Below are 20,371 nucleotides of genomic sequence, written 5' to 3'. Positions count from 1 at the left end.
ACGTCCTTCGCGACGGCCTCGCCATACCGACACTCCACCCCGAATCAGAAGGCTTGACGCAATGAGCACCGAACAGGACCGGATCGTCACCCCCGTCACCGAGGACTTCCTGCGGGGACACCTCGACGTCGAAGAGACTGCTGACGGCCTGCTGCCGCACCGACTGCCGGCCTGGGCCCGCCGCCAGATTCCCGACGACCTGCTGGCCGTGGCCGAGGCCCAGCCCTCAGGTGTTCGGCTGGCGTTCCGTACCGGCGCCACCACCATCGACCTGGAGACCCGGCCCACCAAGCGCGTCTATGCCGGCTTCCCGCCCCCGCCGGACGGCGTCTACGACCTCCTGGTCGACGGCGTCCTCACCGCCCAGACCACCGTGGACGGCGGGAACCTGCGCACGATCACCGACATGCAGACCCAGGCCGCGGAATTCACCCCGGGCCCCTCCGGAACCGCTCACTTCACCGACCTGCCCGCGGGCGAGAAGGACATCGAGGTCTGGCTCCCGCACGCGGAGATCACCGAGGTCATCTCGCTGCGCACCGACGCCCCTGTCGAGCCGGCCCCGAAGACCGGGCGCCGGGTGTGGCTGCACCACGGCAGCTCCATCAGCCAGGGATCCAACGCGGTTTTCCCGAGCACCATCTGGCCTGCCCTGGCCGCCTCCGCGGGCGGTGTAGAGCTGATCAACCTCGGATTCGGCGGGAGCGCACTGGTCGACCCGTTCACCGCCCGCGCGATGCGCGACACACCCGCCGACCTGATCAGCCTCAAGCTCGGCATCAACGTCGTCAACAGCGACGCCATGCGCCTGCGTGCCTTCGTTCCTGCCGTCCACGGCTTCCTCGACACCATCCGCGAGGGCCACCCCACGACCCCGCTGCTTCTGGTCTCCCCCGTCCTGTGTCCGACTCACGAGGACACTCCCGGACCTCTCATGCCGGACTTTTCCAGCGGAACCCTGAAGTTCAAGGCCACCGGTGATCCGGCGGAGACCGCCGCCGGGCGGCTGACACTCGCGATCGTCCGCGATGTGCTTGCCGGCATCGTCGAACAGCGGTCCGCCGGGGACCCCAACCTCCACTACCTCAACGGGCTCAGTCTCTACGGCGAGAGCGACCACGACCAGTTCCCCCTGCCGGACGCGATCCACCCGAGCCCCGAAGGCCACCGCCGTATCGGCGAGAACTTCGCCAAGCTCGTCTTCGCGAACAACGGGCCCTTCGCCATCGCGACGGGCTGATCCGGATACCCGTCCGCGGTGGGCGGTCCTGGCCGTGGACGGCAGCGGCTCCTCTCCTTCGCCGCGGCGGAGTCGTGCAGATCAGCCGGGGCCGGTCCCGAGGACGTGGTCGACAGCGGCGTTGAGGGTCTCGGTCTCGGCGAGGAGGACGGATTCGCCGGTAGGCAGGGCGCGTTCGACCGAGAGTCCGTTGAGAACGGTGAGAAGGAATCTGACGTTCCGGGTGTGGTCCCCCGGGGGCAGCGCGCCTTCCTCGGCCAGCGCGGTCAGCCAGTGTGCGACCCGACGCTCCGCCTCCCGCTCATGACCGAGGTACGCGGCGCGCACCTGTTCGGTCGGCTCGGGTTCGATGAAGGTCCGATACATCGTGCCCCACGCGGTCCGCGCGTCTTCGTTGGTGCCGAGCGGTGCGAGAACCTGCCGCAGGCAGTTCAGCAGTCGTTCGCGGGGCGGCAGTGTCCGGTCCCGGATCGGGTCGCCAGGCAGCAGGTATTCGTAGATCCGCGCGAGCAAGTTGTCCTGCAGGTCACGCTGGGTGGGGAAGTGGAACCTCAGCGAGCCGGTACTCACTCCCGCACGCGCGGCGACCGCTCTCACGCTCAGCTTCGCCGCCACGTCCTCGGCGATCATCTCGGCTGCGGCCTGGAGGATCTTCTCGCGTGTTTCCATCCCTCGCTCTCCTTCGCTTCTCCTAGGCACTCACTGTACTAGCACGCCGTACTAATACAGTGTGCTAGCGTTTCCTCTAACACGCTGTACTAGTGATGTTGCGGCTGATGTACGGAGGAGGGGGCGGAGCATGGCGTGGAAGCAGTGGGCGGCATCGAAGCGCCTGAAGCCGGGAGACGGCAGGGAACTGCAGCGGTTCCGCTGGTGGCAGCTCCCCCTGCGCTCCCTGTTCTGGCTACGGCTTCCCGGTGCAGGCGGGCACGCCCGCCTGCACACCGTCGACGTACGGCACTGGGCGCGGTTGGACAACGGCAAGATCCGAGCGCATCTGTTCCTGGACGGCAGGCACGTGGCCGAGTCGAAACTGCCCGCTGTCTTCCCTGTCGACGGCGGTGTCATCGAGGTGGCGATGAGCAACTACGGCATCAAGCGCTGCTACTACCGGCCCTTGGAGGGGCAGCCGCGTCAGCTCACGCCCGACCCGGCCTCGGCGGAGGGACGGCGGGCGCGCTTCGGTGCCCGCCATCCGGGGCTGAGCCGGGCGATCGCCATCGGATCGGTGGTGCTGCTCGTCATCGGTGTGGGCCTGAACCTGTTGCAGCTCGCGGAACCTGTCTCTCACATTCCTCCCGTCGCTCAGCGGGTCGGAACGTTCGAATCGCCGGTACACCTGCCGATCTGGCTGAACCTCGTACTGGGGTGCGGGGCCGTTGTGGCAAGCATGGAGCGCGCGCTCCGCCTGCGGTACTCCTCTCTGCTCGACGCGGCGGGTCACTGACCCCCCGACGTGAGGAAGGCACGACCACGTCAGCCCTCTTCGGCCGACCTCCTGCCCGACCGGTGTGGCCCGGTCGCGCGGAATGACACGAGCACGGTGGAAGGAAGATCAACATGATCCAGTCGAGGTCAAGGCCCGCCGCCCGGTACGGGGTGGTGGCGTTCGCCGCGGCCGTCATGGTCCTGACCGGGTGTTCGTCCGGCGCCTCGGGGCCGCGCGGCACGTCCGCAGTGGGTACGTCGGCCGCCGCCCCGTCCCCGGATCCGCTCACGTGGAGTTCGTGCGGGAAGAACCTCGAATGCGCCACGATCAAGGTGCCGCAGGAATACACCGAGCCTGATGGCGCGCGGATTCCGCTCGCGGTCATGCGGCACCGGGCCACTGGTCCCGACCGCCGCATCGGCAGCCTGATCTTCAACCCGGGCGGACCCGGGGTTCCCGCGACCGAAACACTGCGTAATCTGCCCAAGACAGCTGGTACTCCTGGCGCTTTCTCGCCCGCGGTGCTCGCCAGATTCGATGTCATCGCGGTGGACCCGCGCGGCGTCGGCGGATCGCGGGCCGTTCGCTGCCTGACCGACAAGCAGCGAGCCGACGCCGCCGGCAGCGCCGGCACCGCCTTCGACCCGGCCGTCCCCGGGGGGAAACCCCTGCCGCGGCTGCTGACCGATGCCGCCGCGTTCACCGACGGCTGCGTCAAACAGCAGAGCAAAGAGTTCCTGGCCAGCCTGTCCACCGACAACGTGGCACGCGACATCGACCAGGTTCGCTCAGCGCTCGGCGAGGACAAGATCTCGTACTACGGCTTGTCCTACGGCACGGTGGTCGGCCCGATGTACGCCACCCTGTTCCCTCACCGCGTCCGCCAGATGGTGCTCGACGCGCCCGTCGACACCAACCTGTGGTTCGGCAACTCCCTCACCTTCCTCAACGACGTCGCCGTGGCAAGCGAACGGACGCTCAACGCCTGGTTCGAGACCTGCCGCACCGAAGGGACCGCGGTGTGCCCGTTCGGAGCGGGAGACCCACAGGCGGCGTTCGACACTCTGATCGACACGCTGGAAGCGAAGCCGCTGAAGATCGCACCCGCCAAGGGCGCCACCCCGGGAGGCCAACTCGACGGCGCCATGGCCCTGGAGGCCACCCGAGCCCTGGCCGGCGACCAGAACACCTGGCCGTTGCTGACCTCGGCGCTGCTGGCCGCACAAGACGGCAACGGCGCGCCCCTGCACACCTTGTGGAGCAGCGTCACCGTATCCCCTTTCCCTGTCCCTACCGCGATGTTCGAAGCCCACACCGCGGTACGCTGCGCCGACTGGCAGACCCCGGCCGGCATCGCCGCGCACAAGGCCGCAGCCACCAAGGCCGTCGCCGAGGCCAAGCGGATCGGGACCCGGGCCGCCTACTCCGCCCTGAACTGCGCTCGGTGGCCCGCGCCGAACAAGGACCGTGTCACCAAGCCGCTCACCGGCGCCGGTGCGCCGCCGGCACTGGTGGTCGCGGGCCGGCTGGACCCCGTCACCCCTCACCACTGGGCCGAGAACATGACCCGAATCATGGACTCCGCCGTCCTGCTCACGCGTGAAGGAGTCGGACACGGCTCCTACGGCACCAACTCATGCGCCAATAGCGCGGTTGACGCCGCCCTCATCCACGGCACCCACCCCGCCGACGGCGCCGTATGCAAGACAGACACGCCCGCCACCACCCGCCCCCTCGTCCCTGCGAACCGTTGAGTCACAGCCGACCGTCACCCGCGTACGCGTACGCACGGCATGACCATTGAGCGGGCAGAAAGGCACGCTCGCGGGCGTCGTGACACGCAATCACGGAGTCAATCGAGGGGGGCGATCGACGCCACGGCCTGGCGCGGGGGCTAGTGGACCGACCACGACCGGGCGTCCACCAGTCGCGGCAGCGGCATGGCCGACATGTTGGACCGCATTACTCAGCAGCGCAGTCGGGTCACCTCGTGCATCAGGTCACCTCAGAGGGCTGGGGTCTGTAGGGAAGGTGTTCAGGCGGAGGGCGTGGAGTCCGCCATCGCGGGTTCCGGCTTCGGGTCGGGCAGGGCATGGAGGATGGCGTGGGCGGCTCGTTCGCCACCTGTCAGGGCTCCTTCGATGTGACCTGCGTAGCCGCGGACGGTTTCGGTGGATGCCCAGTGCAGCCGCCCGACCAGAGCCGGACGCTGGTACAGGCGGTGGCCGAAGCAGGAGTAGTCGGCCAGCTGTGCCACGCCCGCGGGGGACGTCCACTGCTCGGCGCTCCAGTCCTGGACGTACAGAGCCAGGGGGTGGGCGGCCTGCGGGCCGAAGAGCTGCGCCAGCTGCCGGGGGACGGCTGCGCGGAAGTCCGGGCCTGCGTTGCTGACGGCGCTCGCGTGGGCGAAGCCGAACAGGGCGGCCGGCTGTCCTTCGGGGCCGGACATGTCGTGGAGTTCCTGCAGCGGGCCGGTCCTGCTGAAGGCGGCGCCCGCCAGGCCATCCCGGCGCCAGAACGCTTCGGGGTACTGGGCCACGACCTTTGCCACGGCGCCCATCCAGACGGGAGTGGTCTCGGCCACATGGACCAGATCGGCGGGCAGTTGGCCCTCGAAGTCGATACGGGTCAGGGCGAGCGCGGGCGGCACGGCGAGGACGACATGCTCGGCCTTGATGACGGTGTCAGGCGTGTGCAGGGTCAGTCCGGTGCCTTCTGCCGCGCCGGGGCGAATCGCGGTGACCGGGGTGTCGAGCCGGAGGGTGCCGGAGGGCAGCATCGCGGCCAGTGCGTCAGTCAGGGCCGCCGCACCGGTGGTGAAGCGGTGGGAGCGGGCGTCGATCGGGTTGCCCGCGATCCGCTGCACGCCGCCACCGTCCTGATAGACGGCGTCGCCGGTGGTGTGCTGCGGGAAGCTGCCGAGCCCGGCATCGGAGACGAGGGTGCGGACATGCCGCTCGTCGTCCCAGAACCAGGTGGCCCCGAGATCGAGCGAGCCTTCCGGGCCGGCTGGGGCGCTCAGGAGCCGGCCCCCTATCCGGTCCCGCGCCTCCAGGACGACGACGTCGTGCCCGGCCTTGGCGAGGATGCTCGCTGCGGCGAGGCCCGACGCGCCCGCTCCGATCACGACGACGGACCGGCTCTCTGCCTGCGTCATGCGAGGACTCCCTTCTCCTTCGGTGACTGCACTGCGGTGGCTGCTCCCCGGCCGGTGAATCCCGGATCAGGTGAGGTGGGCGATCAGTCGCCCGTCGTAAGAACCATGCGGAAGCGGGCTTGTCCGGCCTGCTGGGTCTTCAGCGCCTCGGCCGTCTGTTCCAGCGGCACGGTCTGCACCTGCGGGCGCACCCCGCCGGCCAGGGCGAAGCGCATGGCCTGCTCGGTGTCGACCGGGCTGCCGGTGACGTGGCCGGTGACGTGCCGGGCGTGCATCACGAGCTTGTCCAGCGGGAGCTGGAGCGGGTTGCCGTCGAAGCCGACGACGGTGAGGCGACCGTGCGGGGTGAGGCCGTCGATGAGACCGGCCAGCGGCTTGCTGCTGGAGGCCGTGGACAGGATCAGCCGGGCGCCGCCCATGGCGCGCAGCGCCTTTCCGGCGTCCTCGGCGGAGGCGTCGATGTAGTGGTGCGCACCGAGGTCGAGGGCGGTGGGTCGCTTGTCCTCGCCGCGGCCGATGGCGGCCGTCTCGAAGCCCATGGCCGCGGCGAACTGCACCGCGAAGTGGCCCAGACCGCCGATGCCAAGCACCGCGACTCGGTCGCCGGGCTCGGCCCCGCTGTGCCGCAGCGCGTTGAAGGTCGTCACACCCGCGCAGCCGAAGGACGCGGCCTCCTCCATGGAGAGCCCGTCGGGGATATGAATGAGAGCTGAGGCGGGGACGGTGATGGTGGTGGACCAGCCGCCCGCGTAGGTAAGGCCGGGGATCTGCCGCTCGGCGCAGTGGACCACGTCGCCCGACCGGCAGGCCGTGCAGTGTCCGCAGGAGCCGCCGAACCAGCCGACGCCGGCGCGTTCGCCGGCCTCCCAGCCCATTACGCCCTCGCCCACCTCGGCGACGACTCCGGCCACCTCGTGCCCGGGGATGATCGGGAAGCCGTAGGCGGGTGACGGGTTCGCGGCCATGCCTGCGTCGGCCCCGCAGATGCCGGACGCCTTGACGTCCAGGCGGACCTCGCCCGGGCCCGGCTCGCGCGACTGCACGGGGGCCACGTGCACCGGGCCGCCGGACTCGGTCACCTGAGCGGCACGGTGTGAATGGCGCTCGTCCTGAGACACGACGATCACTCCTGACAGGAAGATGAAGAAGGGATGGATTCCGCGGGCTGGATTCCGCAGAAGAATTCCCCGGTACGGTGAAATCACCGGGCGGAACCAGAGCGAAGGAATTGTCTGCCTCGCCGATCCGGCGGAGCATGCTTCACCAACCGTAGAACGGATGCCCGGCGCCCGGTAGACGAAGATCATGAATATGGCTATAGCCTGACGTTTTAACCGAGAGGGGTTCACGATGAACATCGAAGGGCTGCGGTACGCGCAGGCCGTGTCCCAGACCAAGTCGTTCAGCGCTGCGGCACGCGACTACGGAGTCACCCAGCCCGCGCTGTCGAACGGGGTGGCCCGCCTGGAGGAGGAGCTCGGCGTCAAGCTGTTCGACCGCTCTCCGCGCGGGGTCAAGCCCACGGCACACGGCGCACGCCTGCTGCCGGTGATCGACCGCGCCCTGGAGGCGCTGGACTCGGTCACGGCCGAGGCACAGCAGCTCACCAGCCCCGCCAAGGGCTCGATCCGCATAGGCGTCTCGCCCCTGATCGGGGCGGACCTGGTGGCCTGCTCCTTCAGCGCCGCCCGCGGCCTGTCCGACCCGCGTGACCTGGTGTTGCGCGAGGCCGACCTGGACCTGTTGCGCACCGCGCTGAAGGACGGCCAGCTGGACGTTCTGCTGGTGCCCGAGGTGGAGCCCATGCCCGCGTACCGGCACCGCACCATCTTCACCGAGCCCGTCGTCGTGATCGACCCGGCCGTCGCCCCTGGCACAGAGGGTCCCGTGGAGCTGAACGACGCCGCCGGCGCCGACTTCATCCTCGTCCCCGACAGCTGCGGCCTGACCACGTTCACCACGCAGCTCTTCCGGGACAACGACCTGCCGCTGCGCACCTATCCGGGCGAGGCCGCCAGCTACCGGGTCCTTGACGAGTGGGCCCGCCTCGGTGTCGGCGCCGCCCTGCTGCCCCGCTCCAAGGTGACGCCGGATCACGCCAGCTGCCGCCCCCTGGTACGCGGCGGTACGCCGGTGGAGATCTCCTACGAGGCCGTCTGGGGGCGGGAGAATCCGCTCGGCGCCGACCTGGAGGAGTTCGTCGGCTTCCTCGCCGACTCCGCCGGATGTCTGGGACCTGACCCCGAGCCAGGCGGCGAGGCCCCTTCGGGCCAAGCAGTGGGCCCCACACCGGAGGCGCGCAGTGAGTAATGCAAGCTGGTTATAGCCGCATCACCAATGATCCTCTACCGGATAACTACGCGGCGACCTACATTTGGCGCATCCGAACCGCCGCGGAAATCCCCGCGAGCAATTGCGAAGGAAAGGATGCGTCATGGCTTACCTGGAAATCACGCTGAAGGTGGCGGAGGAGAACCGCGTCGCGGCGGCCGGCGTGTACCAGAAATACAAGCAGCCGTTCCTCGACACGGTCCCGGGCGCCGAGTCCAAGGAGTTGCTCGTGCGTGACGAGGACGTGCAGGTGCTGCACGGCTTCGCCACCGCGGACCAGGCCCACGCCTACCTCGACAGCGCCCTGTTCAAGCAGGACGTCGTCGGCGGCCTGGCGCCGCTGCTGGCCGCCGACCCCGACGTCCGGATCTACGACGTCGCCTGACGGCCCTGGACGGGCCGCCGTCCTCGTGCGACGACCCGCCGCCCGTTTCACCGCTTCTCCCACTCCCCATTCCTTCCGGCCCCACGGTCGCCCATCTCAGGGGCAAGCTCCGCGCCTTCGCGGTAATTTGCCCCGTTAAGGGCATGTTTTGGGGCCGCCCAGGGCGGAACACCCCCACCCCTTTCACCAGGAGCACAACATGTCCCGCACCACCATCGACCTCACCGGCAAGCAGGCCGTCGTCATCGGCGGCACCAGCGGCATGGGCCTGTCCGTCGCCCGGCACATTCTGGACGCGGGCGGCAGCGTCGTCGTCACCGGCCGCTCCGAGGCCAGCGCGGCGAAGGCCGTGGCCGAGCTGGCGAGCCCCCGGGCGAACGGCCTTGCCGCCGACCTGAACGACCCCGAGGCCGTCGAGCGCCTGCGCGCGGAGCTGTCCCGCGACCACGCCGACGCAAGCCTCCTGGTCAACGCGGCCGGCGTATTCGCGCCGAAGCCGTTCCTGGAGCACACGCCCGAGGACTACGACCGCTACCAGGCCCTCAACCGGGCCTTCTTCCTCCTCACCCAGACCGTCGCCGCCAACATGATCGAGCGGGACATCAAGGGCGCCGTCGTCAACATCGGTTCCATGTGGGCCCAGCAGGCCATCGCGGCGACCCCGTCCTCGGCGTACTCCATGGCCAAGGCCGGCCTGCACTCCCTCACCCAGCACCTGGGCATGGAACTGGCGTCGTACGGCATCCGCGTCAACGCCGTCGCGCCGGCGGTCGTACGCACCCCCATCTACGAGGAGTTCATCCCCAAGACCGAGATGGACAGCGCGCTGGACGGCTTCAACGACTTCCACCCGCTGGGCCGCACAGGCACCCCCGACGACGTGGCCACGACCGTGGTGTTCCTGCTCTCCGACCAGACGGACTGGGTCACCGGCGCGGTCTGGGACGTCGACGGCGGCGTCATGGCCGGACGCAACTGACAACGCGTACCGGGACCGCAAGCAGCCCCAGGACACACAAAGAACGGAGCAGACATGAGTACCACCACGGGCGGCCACTTCAACCTGGTCGTCATCGGCGCCGGGTCGGGCGTCGGCGTACTGGACGAGCGGTTCGACGGCCTGAAGGTGGCCATCGTCGACAAGGGGGTCGGGCCGCTGCGGAAATACGCGGGCACCTGCCTCAACGTCGGCTGCGTCCCCACGAAGATGCTGGTCCATACCGCTGACACGGCGCGTGCTGCCCAGCACGGCGCCCAGCTGGGCGTGGACCTGGAACTGCGCGGTGTCGACTGGACGGCCGCCCTGGACCGCCTCAACCGTCATATCGACCCCACGTCGGCCTGGTGGCTGGACGGCCACAAGAAGCGCGCCGACATCACCGTCTACTACGAGAGCACCGCCCGCTTCACCGGTGAGCGCCGCCTCGAAGTGGAGACCGCGCAAGGAACGGTCGAACTCACCGCCGACCAGGTCGTGGTGGCGGCGGGCAGCCGTCCGGTGGTGCCGCCGATTCCGGGGTTGGCCGAGGTCGGCTTCCGCACCAGCGACGATGTCCGCACCATGGAGCGGCTGCCACGCCGGATGGCCGTGGTGGGCGGCGGCTTCGTGGCAACCGAGCTCGCGCATGTGTTCTCGTCGTTCGGCGTCGAGGTCACCGTGGTGGAGATGCTCGACCAGCTCCTGGCCCGTGAGGACGCGGAGATCGCGCAGCGCTTCACCGAACTGGCGAAGCAGCAGTGGGACGTCCGCCTGGAACGCAAGATGGTGAGCGCCCGGCGCAGTGACAACGGGATCGTGCTGAGCCTCGAAGGGCCGCAGGGTGCGGAAGAAGTCGAGGTCGACGAGGTCCTGATGGCGATCGGCCGGCGCCCCAACTCCGACCTGGTGGACGCGGCGGCCGGCGGTCTGGCCACGCATCCCGACGGCCGGATCGTGGTCGACGAGCAGCAGGCCACCTCGGTGCCCGGGGTGTGGGCTCTGGGCGACGTCTCCTCGAAGTGGATGCTCAAGCATGTGGCGAACGCCGAGGCGGAGACGGCGATGCACAACGTCCTCCACCCACAGGACCTGATCGCCACCGACCATCGCTACGTTCCGCACGCGGTGTTCTCCTCCCCGCAGGTCGCCGCCGTCGGGCTGACCGAGCAGGAGGCGAGGGAGACCGGTATGGCCTACGTGGTGGGCCGGGCCAACTACTCCGACATCGCCTACGGCTGGGCCATGGAGGACACCACCGGCTTCGCCAAGGTGCTGGCCGACCCCGCCACCGGGAAGCTGCTGGGAGCGCACATCATCGGCCCGCAGGCGCCAACCCTGATCCAGCCTCTGATCCAGGCGATGTCGCTCGGCCAGGACGCCCGCTCCGTGGCGCGCGGCCAGTACTGGATCCACCCGTCCATGCCCGAGGTCGTCCAGGGAGCGCTCAGCGACCTCCCGCTCGACTGACCTACGACGCCGGTCCCGCGCACCTGCCCCCGCGCCGGGAGCGGCGTCACCGATGCAGCCGGGACAGTCCCGAGCCGGTCATGTCGCCGACGTGAGAACGCAGCGCCTCGACAGAGCCGTCCGTGTCCTCGTGCTCAGTGATGATGTCCTGGCGGCTGGCCAGGAGGCGGCCCCCGCCGAGGCTGAGGAGCAAATACCGCTGACGATCGGCGAGACGGTCATGAACTCAAGCATCACCTCGTTGTTGTCACCGACCTCGACGAAGGACCGGTGAAAGGCGAGCGTCAGCTCGACGAACCGCCTCAGGTCGCCGTCAGCCAGCGCGCTCTTGCGCAGGTCGAGGTCGCTCGCCACTGGTCCGCGAGGTCCTTTTGCGGCGCTGCGGCCTGGAGCGCTGCCCGCCAGGCCACGAACACCGGCTCGATCGACATCCAGCGGGCATCAGAGACGTCACTGCGACAAGAACGTCGACAACTCGCGACACACGCAACGACCCAGTGCCGCCCCAGTCACAGCGACCTCCTCAACTCACTTACAAACCGCGCTACTTCGGCAAGTTGGTGACCGCAGTGCGTCGCGAGATCGCGAAGGGCACCGTACTGATCGTGGACGGCACCCTGGCGCCCACCCACGATCACACCGTCGCCCAGCAATCGAAGAACTATCGGTACTCCACCAACCACCAGGGCGTCATAGACGCCGACACCCGACTGGTTGTGATGGTGGGAGTCCGGCGCGAAGGCCGCTGTCGGCACGACCATGACCATCGCCGACGGCGGCTCTCCGGGCACGGGGCCCGTGATGCCCCACCGGCGCCGCAAAGGCGAGGAGTTGCCCCGACTGGAAGCAGGCCCACAACAAGTTCCACAAGCAGGTCCGTACCCGTGTTGAGCACGCCTTCGCCCGCATGAAGAGCTGGAAGATCCTCCGCGACTGCCGTTTGAAGGGCGACGGCGTACACCACGCCATGCTCGGCATCTCGCGGATGCACAACCTCGCCCTCGCCGGGTGAGCCCTCCGCTCTAGGGAGGAGGCGCTCGTGTCCCACCCTGTCAAAGATCCTGTACGGGACAGCCCTTAGGTCCGCGTGGCGAAGCGCAACGGACAACCCCGTAGGCGCGGGCTCGACTTCTCCAACTCGGCCGAGGTCAGACCACGGGCCGGACAATCCCGGCTGCTGGTTTCGAGCGGTTTTTCTGAATCGTACGTAAGGAGCAAGGAGACCGGTGGATTCCGCAGTTTGATGGGGACTTGGGCGCCAAGTGTGCGCAATGCCGGATGCCACGACGTACTGCTCGATGCGTTCCCTGGGACCACCCCGCGGATGCGAGGGGGGGTACGCATGGAGGGCTGCGGCGGGCGGCATCGACTGGAGGGTACCCCTTCAGCTCGACTGCGTGATCAGGGAGTTGGCGGGTCGGACCGTATCCCGTCTGAACCGTCTCTGCCGTCGCCACCGTGCAGCGGGCGCCCCCACGCGAACGTGCCGTCTCCATCCGTGCGCGCGAAAATGAGATGCCTGCGGGCAGGAATGAGGTGCTTGCGCGCGGGAATGAGCCGCTTGCGCGGCAGTTCGCCGGGCACGGCCGTGCCAGCCACGCCGTCGATAAGCGCAAACGCCGAAGGAGTACCAGTTTATGACACAGGGCGGACCCGCCACCAAGAATCCGGACAAAGGCTATGTAGCGCTTCTTGGCTGGAGTCTCAATGCGGTGGAAGCCCTCGACCGGTTCGACCGGCGATACGTCGTCGTGGCACCGGAGTGGGCCGAGAAGTATTGCGTCGAGCACGACATTCCTTACGTGCCCTGGGATTTCGAACGGCTCAACGACCGATCCATGGAGATCGCCGAGACCCTTCAGAACGAGGGTGTCGATGTCGCCATCCCGCTGTACGAGGAAACGGTTGAGTGGGCAGGGGCGATCAACTCCGTTCTGCTGGACAACCCGCGTTTGTACGGTCAGGCCATGCTGCTGAGGGACAAGGCGCTGATGAAGCGCCGTGCGCAACTCGGCGGCATCCGCGTCGGAATCTTTGAGGAAGCCCACGACCGGGGCGACGTGACCCGCTTCCTCAAGCGCGTCAATCAGACCCTGCTCAAGCTGGACGGTGACCCGAACGACCCGATCCATCTCAAGGCGTTCGACAAAGCTGGATGCCTCGGGCACCGCGTCATCCGCACCCCGGACGAGATCGACTCGATTCCGGAAGAGGAGTTCCCGGTTCTCATGGAATCCCACCTGGATGGCTGGGAGTTCGCGGTCGAGGCGTGGGTACACAACGGGAAGATCAAGTTCCTCAATATCTCCGAATACGTCACGCTGGGATATTCGGTGTTCGTGCCGGCAACCCCGGAACTGGAGCGGTACCGCCCGCAGATCACGGCGCAGATCGAGAAGCTCATCAAGACGTTCGACATCGAGTTCGGCTTCGTGCACCCAGAGTATTTCGTCACCAGTGACGGCGAGATGTACTTCGGCGAAGTCGCCTACCGGCCGCCGGGCTTCAAGGTGTTCGAGCTGCTGGAGCGGGCGTACGGGTTCAACGCCTACCATGGACTGGTACTGGCCTTCGACCCGAAGACGACCGAGGAGGAGATCGACGCCTTCTTCCCGCGCGAGGTCGTCGACGCGTCCGGGGTCGCCGGCTGCTTCGGTGTCTACCCGCGCCGCCGCGTCGTCAGCAACCTGGAGATCCCGGAGGAGACCGAGGACGACGACTACTACGAGTCGCACGACCTCTCGACGCCGCTTGAGGAGACTGTCACCAAGAGGACCGCGTTCGGCACCCACTGGGGCCTGGTGTACTTCTTCGGTGATGACCCCTACCGGATGCGCGAACTGTTGAAGAAGCAGGAAGAGCTCGACTTCTATGTCTGACGATCCCGTCGACGCAGGAGGCCAACCCGAGGGAAGCCCTTTGAAACCGACCGTCGACGTCAGCGATGAGGCCACGACGCTGGACAAGCGCGTGACCTCACTCGACGATGCCATCCAGGCCATGGCCGAAACCCGCGACTTCGGCAAGCACACGAAGCTGCGGCGGGTCCTGGAAGCATTGCGGCGGGTGCTCCTGCAGCCGGGCGGCGCCGCGGCGATCCAGGCCAGGGCGCAGGCCCTTGAGGAAGCCGGGCTTTTCCAGGAGACGGATTGGGCGTCACCGGAGATCCTTGTCCCGTCGATGGTCGGTCCGAGCCTGCACAGCGGAAACGCGGACACTGTCGTCATGGAGGCGACCAGCGAGCTGCGGATGCTCGCCGTCGCCCGCGGGGACTTCGCGCACCCGACGTTGCCCGCCGAGGACGCCCGCCAGTTCCTGTCCCAGGTGCTGGCAACGAACCTGGGGCTGCTGTTCACTCCGCCCAGCGAGGCGGAGCGAACCCAGCAGGGCCGGACCGCACAGCTCATCCGGGACCTGTTCCGCCACCTCGCCGACGAGATCGGTTACGACAGCGTCCTGGACAACCTGGTCGACGAGGTCTGGCGGATCCTGCGCCAGCGTCCGATCCAGGTCGAGGCGATGCAGTCCCTGATCACCCGGATCGCGATTCACCGCGACGACCCGGACGTCGCTCTTGGCGTGTCGTCAGGACAGGGCATCGACCGGCTCATCACGAGCCTGTTCGGGACCACCGAGGCGTGCCGGGACGACCCGGGCATCGAGGTCTTCCGCTCCCGGCTCGAGGCGATGGACACCGGCGCCCTGCAATACGAGGCGACGGGGTTCGCGCGGGCGATGCACGACACCGGCCTGGTGTCGCCGTACCACGCGGAACTGCTCCGGTTCCTCCTGCGCGAGAGCGACTACCTCGTCGGTGAGGCGCTCGGTCTTTCCGACACCGGCCGGAACTGCCTGCTGCGCTACAGCCAACTGGTGCACCGGCTGATCGAGGTGGCCGTGCACCCGCAGACCGCGCAGAGCATCTACGGGTTGGCTCTGCTGCTCGACCGCGGCATCCTTTACGAGCCGCCGGTGGTTCCCGCGCTATGGCGTCAGCTGGCGCTTGAGCTCTCCCCGCTCGCGCGGGAGCGGTTGACGACGGTTTTCGGCGAGGTGCCGGCGCCGCCGGCGCGGCTGGTCGCGGGGGTGCTCTCGATGCTGGGCCAGCCACTCGGCGTCGGTCAGGGCGACAACCCCACCTGCCAGTCGGCCCGCGCGCTGTCGATGTGGTCCTACAACGACCCGGACTACCTGCTGCAAATGGTGGTCTGGGCGGCCCGCGACGACGAGATCCTCATGCACTTCGAGGGTCAGCCGATCTCGTCGAAGGACAGCGCGATCGGAGTCGCGAGCAAGCTACCGATGGATCTGGACCCCGTGTCACTACTCCTGGTGCCCCACTTGGACCGGATATACGCCGAGATGGGGCGGCGCTGCGCCGCACGGCCAGGGGACCCGCACCGCTGGATCAACCCCGAGTTTCACGGCTGGTGGGCGGGCCGTGGGTTCCACATCAACGTTGACGTCCCGACCGGAAACCTGGTGGACCTCGACGAGTTCCTGCGTGAGTTCCACGCCAGCTACCACCCGTCCTACAACGGTGATCAGCCGCTGATCCATCCGCAGCCGGCCGGCGTCGCCGTCACCGACAGCGCGGCCCGCTACGTCGGCTGGCACGCGATCACGATCCTGCGGACCGCGCCGGACCCACAGGACGTCATGCGGGTGTATTTCTTCAACCCGAACAATGACAGCGGCCAGGACTGGGGTGACGGTGTCGTCGTCTCCACCGCGGGCAACGGCGAGCGGTTCGGCGAGGCCTCACTCCCGTTCGACCAGTTCGCCTCGCGGCTCTACATTTTCCACAGCGACCCGCTCGAGCACGGCGAACCGGAGCGGGTACCCGCCGAAGACGTCGCGCGGATCATCGGCTACATAGAGCGCAGCTGGGGCAACGACCGGCTACCCGCGGGGATGCTGCAAGCCCTCGAAAGGCCCACGAGCCTCTGAGTTGAGTACTCCAGAGATGTAGATCGTGACCTACATGTCTGGAGTGCGGCTCGGCGCCGGTACCCGCTGGCGCGTGGGCCTGCCTTGTGGGCGCTTCGCCAGTGGGGCCACGCAAACCGGTGGGCCGCGTCGCGAACAGCCTGGATGACGAGCGTGATGAACAGGTGCTGGATCTCGTTGCAGGTCAGCGGGATCACAGTCGCCCCCAGCCCCTCCCCGCCTACGACCTGCACAGCATCTCGCTACAGCGTTCAACCTCTGGATGCCGTGTGCACCAAGACACGGAGCCCGCACAGTCAAGTGGCCCATTTTGGTTCGGAGTTCTGAAGCACCATTGACACCCGTACGACGCCGTATGCGGAACTACGGCGACGCTGAGACACCTGAAGCGGCAGGTCCGCAGCATGCCGCTTGAACTGCGCGCGGATGGAGTTTTCGGCAGGCGCACTGTCGCCACGAGCTGCTGGACCGCACGCTCATCTGGAATGAGCGCCATTTGCGCTACGCGCTCCGCCAGTTCGAGCTGCACTACAACCTCCATCGCCCCCACCAAGCGATTGATCAGGCAGCGCCTCTGCGCGCCGCCGCCGAACCGCTCGCCCGCGCACAGATCTCACACCTCGACGTACGCCGAAGAGACCGCCTCGGCTGATCCTGCACGAATATCGACACGTAGCCTGAGCTGCACGGAAGGGGTTTTCGGCAGGCGCAGCGTTCCGCCGCCCTCACCCGCAGGGCTCATCGACGCGGTCGACCAACGGGGCCCCACGCACCCGATCCGGCGGCCCAGGAGTGCCTGGCAGTGCGGAGCATCGGTCACGTCGCGTTCCAGACGGAAACTGACGCATCATCATGTGCACCTCGCAGCCTTACATCGAAGCCGGATCGCCTCGACTCAAGCAGAGACCACTGACAACGCGCCCTCGAATAGCCCTTGTGCGGTGACCCCATGGCCACCCTGAGCTACGCGCGCAACTCAGCAAAGAACCTGCAAAGCGCCCGCTAGAGTGCAGGTCACGAAGTGTCCTCCCCGCCGCCGCGGGGGTGTTCCGATGCCGGACATCCCGGTCGGCCTTGCCGCGCTGTCCTCCCCGCCGACTTGGGGGCCTCCAGAAAGCTCCTCCTCGTCCGGCAGACCGCCCGCCGCAAAAGCTCGATCCTGCCGGGCCCGGAACGCTCGGCATCCCTCTGGCATCACTCTGCCGAATACCTGGTGAATCCCGGATGCAAACACCCGGATAGCGACACCAGCGGGGGATCCCCGGCTACCGAAACCGGGGGTCCCCCGAATACTGGTAGACCCACCGCCACTCCCTAATACTCCAGCCGTAGATCGCTGGTGCGTCGTTCGACCAACTGCGCCTACGGGTGCGTGTCCGTGATCGCGATGACCTCGTCGAGGCGGTCCAGGGCGGCCTGCAGGTCGTCGGCCTTGGCCTGGATGCGGTCGCGCTCGGCGCGCAGCATGGCTCGTTGCTCGGCATCGGTGTGCCCGGAGTCCCAGCACGGAAGGAGTTCCGTGATCCTTCGGCTGGTCAGGCCGGCGGCGAACATCTGCTGGAAGAAGCGGACCAGAGGGATGGCGTCTTGCCGGTAGAGGCGCTGGCCGGATGGGCTGCGCTCCGCGATGAGCAGTCCCTGCTGCTCGTAGTAGCGCACGGCGCGTACCGAGACGCCCGCACCCCGTGCCACCTCGCCGATGCGGATCAGCCGCTCGGCCGCGACCTCTGTGACGGTCATGGTGATTCCTCTCACCCCGGCTCTGATGAACAGCACTTGCCTCTGACGTTAGCGTCAGGTTTTAGCGTACCGGACATGGATATCAACAACTCAGTTGCCCTCGTCACCGGAGCCAACCGCGGCCTGGGCCGCGCCTTCGCCCAGCGCCTGCTCGAACGGGGCGCCCGCAAGGTCTACGCGACGGCCCGCCGACCGGAGACCGTGGACCTGCCCGGGGTCGAGGTGCTGCCCCTTGACATCGCCGATCCCGCAGCCGTGAGGGCCGCAGCCGAGGCCGCCCCGGACGTCTCGCTGCTCATCAACAATGCGGGGATCCAGACGGGGACCGACCTGGTGACCGGTTCGCTGGACGCGGTACGGCGCGAGCTTGAGACCAACGTGTTCGGCCACTTGGGAATGATCCGGGAGTTCGCGCCGACGCTCGCCGGGAACGGCGGGGGCGCGATCGTCAACGTCCTCTCCGCCATGTCATGGTTCGGGGTCAAGAGTGGCGGCAATGCCTACCACCTGACCAAGGCCGCCGCCTGGGCCATGACCAACGGCGTCCGCCTGGAGCTCGCCGAGCAGGGCACGCTCGTGACAGCGGTGCACCTCGGCCTGGCCGACACCGACATGGCCGCGGGCTGGCCCGTGGACAAGATCGCGCCGTCGGACCTGGCCGACGCGGCGCTCGACGGTGTCGAGGCGGGCTCCGCCGAGGTCCTCGCCGACCAGTGGAGTCGGGACGTCAAGTCCCGGCTGCCGCTGACACCGGAAGAGTTCAACGCTGCGATGGACCGCGCCCTGGCGGCGCTAGCGGCGGCCTGAGGGGCCCTCGGGCCGCACTGACTTCGGTCGGTTGGCCGCTGACGTGGGAGTGGTCCCCGCGCAGACGGGGGGTGATCCGTCGAGGTTCGCCTCGGACAGGCTCTCGGGTGAGCGGCCCCTGTGCAGCCGGAGGGGCGGTCCTCCGGCCCAGCCCCGTCTGAGCAAGGCCGCTTGGCCCACGACAATCCCGGCAGGCTGTCACGGCCGTGCAGCCGAAAGCCCGTCTGGCCAGCGGCGCACAGTGCCTGACGGCCCATCAGAGCGAGCGTCAAGACACCTCGGAGTCGTCAGGCCCTGTTCGCGCCGTCCCCCGTCTTTGAAGTACTCCTCCTGCAGGCCTTCTCGGACGATGTCTTGCAGGTCGTCCTCGGAAGCTCCGGCCTCTTGCGCGTCCAGGAGGCGTGCCGCGTACGTGGCGGGAAGGTGCTGGGTGATCAGCCTCAGTCGGGCGTCGTCCGTGGTGCATGCTGTCCGCCCTTCGACTCCGGGGCCCGGGGCACTCGCGGCGGGCTCCGGAATGAGGTCACATCACGGCGTCGGTCTGCAGCGGGCCCGCGGTGATGCGGAGCGTCCGGACGCGGACCGGCTCTTCCCGGTCGAGGTAGAAGATGTGCATGAACGGGGCTCGCACCACCTGGTCCGGGCTGCTCTTCTTGGCCATCGTGGCCTCGCCGCGCAGCAGGCGGACGCCGTCGCCCGCGGCCCAGAACTCCAGAACCTCGTGGGTGATGATCAGCGGCTCGTCGATCTTGATGAAGAAGGCCTTGATGGCATCGACGCCGTGGAGGTGTTCGGTGCCGAAGAACATGTCGGTGTCCTCGGTCAGCGGCGCGAAGCCCTCGCCGAACTCCAGGGTGTCGATGGCGTGCATGAACTTCAGAACCCAGCCGGGCACGGCCGTGGCTTGTGTGTTGCTTTCCATGGTGCTGGACTCCCGGTCAGACCGTGGCGGGCAGGGCGGCAAGGAAGGTGTCGATCTCGGCGTTACCGCCATCGGGATTCTCGCGGGCGGCAAGGTGGGCGGTGTACTGGAGCACACGGAAGGTGCTGCCCTTGATGGCATCCGAAGTGCTCATCGACCTGTTCCATCGGAACCGACCGCGTCGGAAAATCGAGATGGCGTCCGATATCTGCGGCGATTTCGCGGACCCGGAGAGTGTCCAGATCGGTGTTCACAGCACGCCCCTCGGGTCGAGCCAGTGTCGACACCTCCAATTCTGGGCACTTTCGCCATTCCGCACAGACCCTACAGACCCTACAGACCGCACAGCACATCATCATCTTGCCTCCGCCCCGCGTGGCGCGGCTCACGGGCGGTCAAGGCGTCACCATCACTCAGGCGTCACCGCGCGCCATCTTCCGCGGGTCCACGATCCGATCGAAATCTTCCTGTCGACTACGAATCGAACGCGGTGAGCCGTTCGGCGGCCTTCCAGAGTTCGCCCTCGTGCCGCGGGTCATAGGACTCATCCGACGAGCGGTCCACACGGCCGCGGTCGACGTAGGAACCGGTCGGCGCCTGGGTCGTGCCGAGGACGACGTCAGCGGGGTAGCGTGTGGGTGCCCGAAACTCGGCTGCCGCTGCTGACCACCTGGCCTTGCGGTCGAGGCCAGGCAGGGCGAGATCCTGAGACATGGCTCTGCGACTGCTGTACCTGGCCTCCCTAAAGATCTTGGGATGGATCGCGCTGCTTGCGCGATCAGAGGCTTCCAAGAACACGCAGATTCTCGTACTGCGCCACCAGCTCGCTGTGCTCCGCCGTCAGATCGCCCGGCCTGGGTCGCTCGGTCGGCGCCTCGACGGTCTGGGCGATCCTGAACAGGTCCGGGATCGACCCGGCACCAAGACACTCAGGCCCGCCCTGGGCCCAGTTCCTACGCAATCA

General features: G+C 68.0%; 19 protein-coding genes and 1 pseudogene. 12 read left to right on the top strand and 8 right to left on the bottom strand.

The window, feature by feature from the left end; genetic code table 11:
* The first annotated feature begins 61 nt into the window (after positions 1-61).
* The gene (locus ACGFX9_RS37710; RefSeq protein ID WP_393484254.1) at positions 62-1,240 is read left to right on the top strand and encodes a GDSL-type esterase/lipase family protein; all 1,179 of its coding nucleotides are present in this window, start codon (positions 62-64) and stop codon (positions 1,238-1,240) included.
* Positions 1,241-1,321: 81 nt separating this feature from the next.
* Here the strand turns inward: ACGFX9_RS37710 and ACGFX9_RS37705 are convergent, their stop codons facing one another.
* Positions 1,322-1,909 carry a TetR/AcrR family transcriptional regulator gene (locus tag ACGFX9_RS37705; RefSeq protein WP_393484251.1) on the bottom strand — a complete coding sequence of 196 codons (588 nt, stop codon included), beginning with the start codon at positions 1,907-1,909 and terminating at the stop codon, positions 1,322-1,324.
* Positions 1,910-2,039: 130 nt separating this feature from the next.
* On the opposite strand from ACGFX9_RS37705, the gene ACGFX9_RS37700 reads away from it, so the two are divergent.
* Positions 2,040-2,687 carry a hypothetical protein gene (locus ACGFX9_RS37700; protein ID WP_393484249.1) on the top strand — a complete coding sequence of 216 codons (648 nt, stop codon included), beginning with the start codon at positions 2,040-2,042 and terminating at the stop codon, positions 2,685-2,687.
* A gap of 113 nt (positions 2,688-2,800) precedes the next feature.
* Positions 2,801-4,423 carry an alpha/beta hydrolase gene (locus tag ACGFX9_RS37695; protein WP_393484245.1) on the top strand — a complete coding sequence of 541 codons (1,623 nt, stop codon included), beginning with the start codon at positions 2,801-2,803 and terminating at the stop codon, positions 4,421-4,423.
* Positions 4,424-4,704: 281 nt separating this feature from the next.
* Here ACGFX9_RS37695 and ACGFX9_RS37690 read toward each other — a convergent pair whose 3' ends face one another.
* Both ACGFX9_RS37690 and ACGFX9_RS37685 read right to left on the bottom strand, forming a co-directional pair.
* The gene (locus ACGFX9_RS37690) at positions 4,705-5,826 is read right to left on the bottom strand and encodes a flavin monoamine oxidase family protein (protein ID WP_393484241.1); all 1,122 of its coding nucleotides are present in this window, start codon (positions 5,824-5,826) and stop codon (positions 4,705-4,707) included.
* Positions 5,827-5,909: 83 nt separating this feature from the next.
* Positions 5,910-6,944 carry an alcohol dehydrogenase catalytic domain-containing protein gene (locus tag ACGFX9_RS37685; RefSeq protein ID WP_393484236.1) on the bottom strand — a complete coding sequence of 345 codons (1,035 nt, stop codon included), beginning with the start codon at positions 6,942-6,944 and terminating at the stop codon, positions 5,910-5,912.
* A gap of 232 nt (positions 6,945-7,176) precedes the next feature.
* On the opposite strand from ACGFX9_RS37685, the gene ACGFX9_RS37680 reads away from it, so the two are divergent.
* From ACGFX9_RS37680 to ACGFX9_RS37665, 4 genes are all read left to right on the top strand, one after another.
* Positions 7,177-8,136, top strand: a complete 960-nt coding sequence (locus ACGFX9_RS37680; RefSeq protein WP_393484233.1) for a LysR family transcriptional regulator — start codon at positions 7,177-7,179, stop codon at positions 8,134-8,136.
* Between the two features lie 124 nt (positions 8,137-8,260).
* Positions 8,261-8,542: a hypothetical protein gene (locus ACGFX9_RS37675; protein ID WP_393484230.1), complete on the top strand. Its 282-nt coding sequence runs from the start codon at positions 8,261-8,263 to the stop codon at positions 8,540-8,542.
* 199 nt (positions 8,543-8,741) lie between these two features.
* A complete protein-coding gene (locus ACGFX9_RS37670; RefSeq protein WP_393484227.1) occupies positions 8,742-9,521 on the top strand; it encodes an SDR family NAD(P)-dependent oxidoreductase in 780 nt (259 codons plus the stop codon).
* Positions 9,522-9,575: 54 nt separating this feature from the next.
* On the top strand, positions 9,576-10,988 hold the full coding sequence (locus ACGFX9_RS37665; RefSeq protein WP_393484224.1) for a mycothione reductase: 1,413 nt from the start codon (positions 9,576-9,578) through the stop codon (positions 10,986-10,988).
* 78 nt (positions 10,989-11,066) lie between these two features.
* Here ACGFX9_RS37665 and ACGFX9_RS37660 read toward each other — a convergent pair whose 3' ends face one another.
* A complete protein-coding gene (locus tag ACGFX9_RS37660; protein ID WP_393484221.1) occupies positions 11,067-11,342 on the bottom strand; it encodes a hypothetical protein in 276 nt (91 codons plus the stop codon).
* 218 nt (positions 11,343-11,560) lie between these two features.
* Between ACGFX9_RS37660 and ACGFX9_RS37655 the strand changes: the two are divergent.
* The 4 genes and pseudogenes from ACGFX9_RS37655 to ACGFX9_RS37640 form a co-directional block, all read left to right on the top strand.
* A pseudogene (locus ACGFX9_RS37655) lies at positions 11,561-12,000 on the top strand (transposase); the annotation flags it as partial.
* Between the two features lie 625 nt (positions 12,001-12,625).
* Entirely contained in the window at positions 12,626-13,867 is a 1,242-nt protein-coding gene (locus tag ACGFX9_RS37650; protein ID WP_393484218.1) for an acetyl-CoA carboxylase biotin carboxylase subunit family protein, read from the top strand.
* A gap of 40 nt (positions 13,868-13,907) precedes the next feature.
* A complete protein-coding gene (locus ACGFX9_RS37645) occupies positions 13,908-15,938 on the top strand; it encodes a hypothetical protein (protein WP_393484215.1) in 2,031 nt (676 codons plus the stop codon).
* A gap of 496 nt (positions 15,939-16,434) precedes the next feature.
* A complete protein-coding gene (locus ACGFX9_RS37640) occupies positions 16,435-16,590 on the top strand; it encodes a hypothetical protein (protein ID WP_393484212.1) in 156 nt (51 codons plus the stop codon).
* 710 nt (positions 16,591-17,300) lie between these two features.
* Here the strand turns inward: ACGFX9_RS37640 and ACGFX9_RS37635 are convergent.
* The gene (locus tag ACGFX9_RS37635) at positions 17,301-17,678 is read right to left on the bottom strand and encodes a MerR family DNA-binding transcriptional regulator (RefSeq protein WP_393484209.1); all 378 of its coding nucleotides are present in this window, start codon (positions 17,676-17,678) and stop codon (positions 17,301-17,303) included.
* A gap of 75 nt (positions 17,679-17,753) precedes the next feature.
* On the opposite strand from ACGFX9_RS37635, the gene ACGFX9_RS37630 reads away from it, so the two are divergent.
* Entirely contained in the window at positions 17,754-18,485 is a 732-nt protein-coding gene (locus ACGFX9_RS37630; RefSeq protein WP_393484206.1) for an SDR family oxidoreductase, read from the top strand.
* 523 nt (positions 18,486-19,008) lie between these two features.
* Here the strand turns inward: ACGFX9_RS37630 and ACGFX9_RS37625 are convergent.
* The 3 genes from ACGFX9_RS37625 to ACGFX9_RS37615 form a co-directional block, all read right to left on the bottom strand.
* Positions 19,009-19,407 carry a nuclear transport factor 2 family protein gene (locus ACGFX9_RS37625; RefSeq protein ID WP_393484203.1) on the bottom strand — a complete coding sequence of 133 codons (399 nt, stop codon included), beginning with the start codon at positions 19,405-19,407 and terminating at the stop codon, positions 19,009-19,011.
* Positions 19,408-19,423: 16 nt separating this feature from the next.
* On the bottom strand, positions 19,424-19,561 hold the full coding sequence (locus ACGFX9_RS37620) for a hypothetical protein (RefSeq protein WP_393484200.1): 138 nt from the start codon (positions 19,559-19,561) through the stop codon (positions 19,424-19,426).
* A gap of 320 nt (positions 19,562-19,881) precedes the next feature.
* Positions 19,882-20,121, bottom strand: a complete 240-nt coding sequence (locus tag ACGFX9_RS37615; protein WP_393484198.1) for a hypothetical protein — start codon at positions 20,119-20,121, stop codon at positions 19,882-19,884.
* Positions 20,122-20,371: the final 250 nt, after the last annotated feature.

The organism is Streptomyces sp. NPDC048436 (genome assembly GCF_043200355.1).
Lineage (GTDB): Bacteria > Actinomycetota > Actinomycetes > Streptomycetales > Streptomycetaceae > Streptomyces.
Note: the sequence above shows the minus strand (reverse complement) of the source record. Positions and strands in the feature narration are given on the sequence as shown.

Excerpts from the sequence above, each read along its gene's own strand:
- ACGFX9_RS37635 (WP_393484209.1), bottom strand. The coding sequence starts at position 17,678 with ATGACCGTCACAGAGGTCGCGGCCGAGCGGCTGATCCGCATCGGCGAG.
- ACGFX9_RS37695 (WP_393484245.1), top strand. The coding sequence starts at position 2,801 with ATGATCCAGTCGAGGTCAAGGCCCGCCGCCCGGTACGGGGTGGTGGCG.
- ACGFX9_RS37705 (WP_393484251.1), bottom strand. The coding sequence starts at position 1,909 with ATGGAAACACGCGAGAAGATCCTCCAGGCCGCAGCCGAGATGATCGCC.
- ACGFX9_RS37670 (WP_393484227.1), top strand. The coding sequence starts at position 8,742 with ATGTCCCGCACCACCATCGACCTCACCGGCAAGCAGGCCGTCGTCATC.
- ACGFX9_RS37650 (WP_393484218.1), top strand. The coding sequence starts at position 12,626 with ATGACACAGGGCGGACCCGCCACCAAGAATCCGGACAAAGGCTATGTA.
- ACGFX9_RS37630 (WP_393484206.1), top strand. The coding sequence starts at position 17,754 with ATGGATATCAACAACTCAGTTGCCCTCGTCACCGGAGCCAACCGCGGC.
- ACGFX9_RS37675 (WP_393484230.1), top strand. The coding sequence starts at position 8,261 with ATGGCTTACCTGGAAATCACGCTGAAGGTGGCGGAGGAGAACCGCGTC.
- ACGFX9_RS37625 (WP_393484203.1), bottom strand. The coding sequence starts at position 19,407 with ATGGAAAGCAACACACAAGCCACGGCCGTGCCCGGCTGGGTTCTGAAG.
- ACGFX9_RS37690 (WP_393484241.1), bottom strand. The coding sequence starts at position 5,826 with ATGACGCAGGCAGAGAGCCGGTCCGTCGTCGTGATCGGAGCGGGCGCG.
- ACGFX9_RS37615 (WP_393484198.1), bottom strand. The coding sequence starts at position 20,121 with ATGTCTCAGGATCTCGCCCTGCCTGGCCTCGACCGCAAGGCCAGGTGG.
- ACGFX9_RS37710 (WP_393484254.1), top strand. The coding sequence starts at position 62 with ATGAGCACCGAACAGGACCGGATCGTCACCCCCGTCACCGAGGACTTC.
- ACGFX9_RS37680 (WP_393484233.1), top strand. The coding sequence starts at position 7,177 with ATGAACATCGAAGGGCTGCGGTACGCGCAGGCCGTGTCCCAGACCAAG.
- ACGFX9_RS37700 (WP_393484249.1), top strand. The coding sequence starts at position 2,040 with ATGGCGTGGAAGCAGTGGGCGGCATCGAAGCGCCTGAAGCCGGGAGAC.
- ACGFX9_RS37665 (WP_393484224.1), top strand. The coding sequence starts at position 9,576 with ATGAGTACCACCACGGGCGGCCACTTCAACCTGGTCGTCATCGGCGCC.
- ACGFX9_RS37620 (WP_393484200.1), bottom strand. The coding sequence starts at position 19,561 with ATGAGCACTTCGGATGCCATCAAGGGCAGCACCTTCCGTGTGCTCCAG.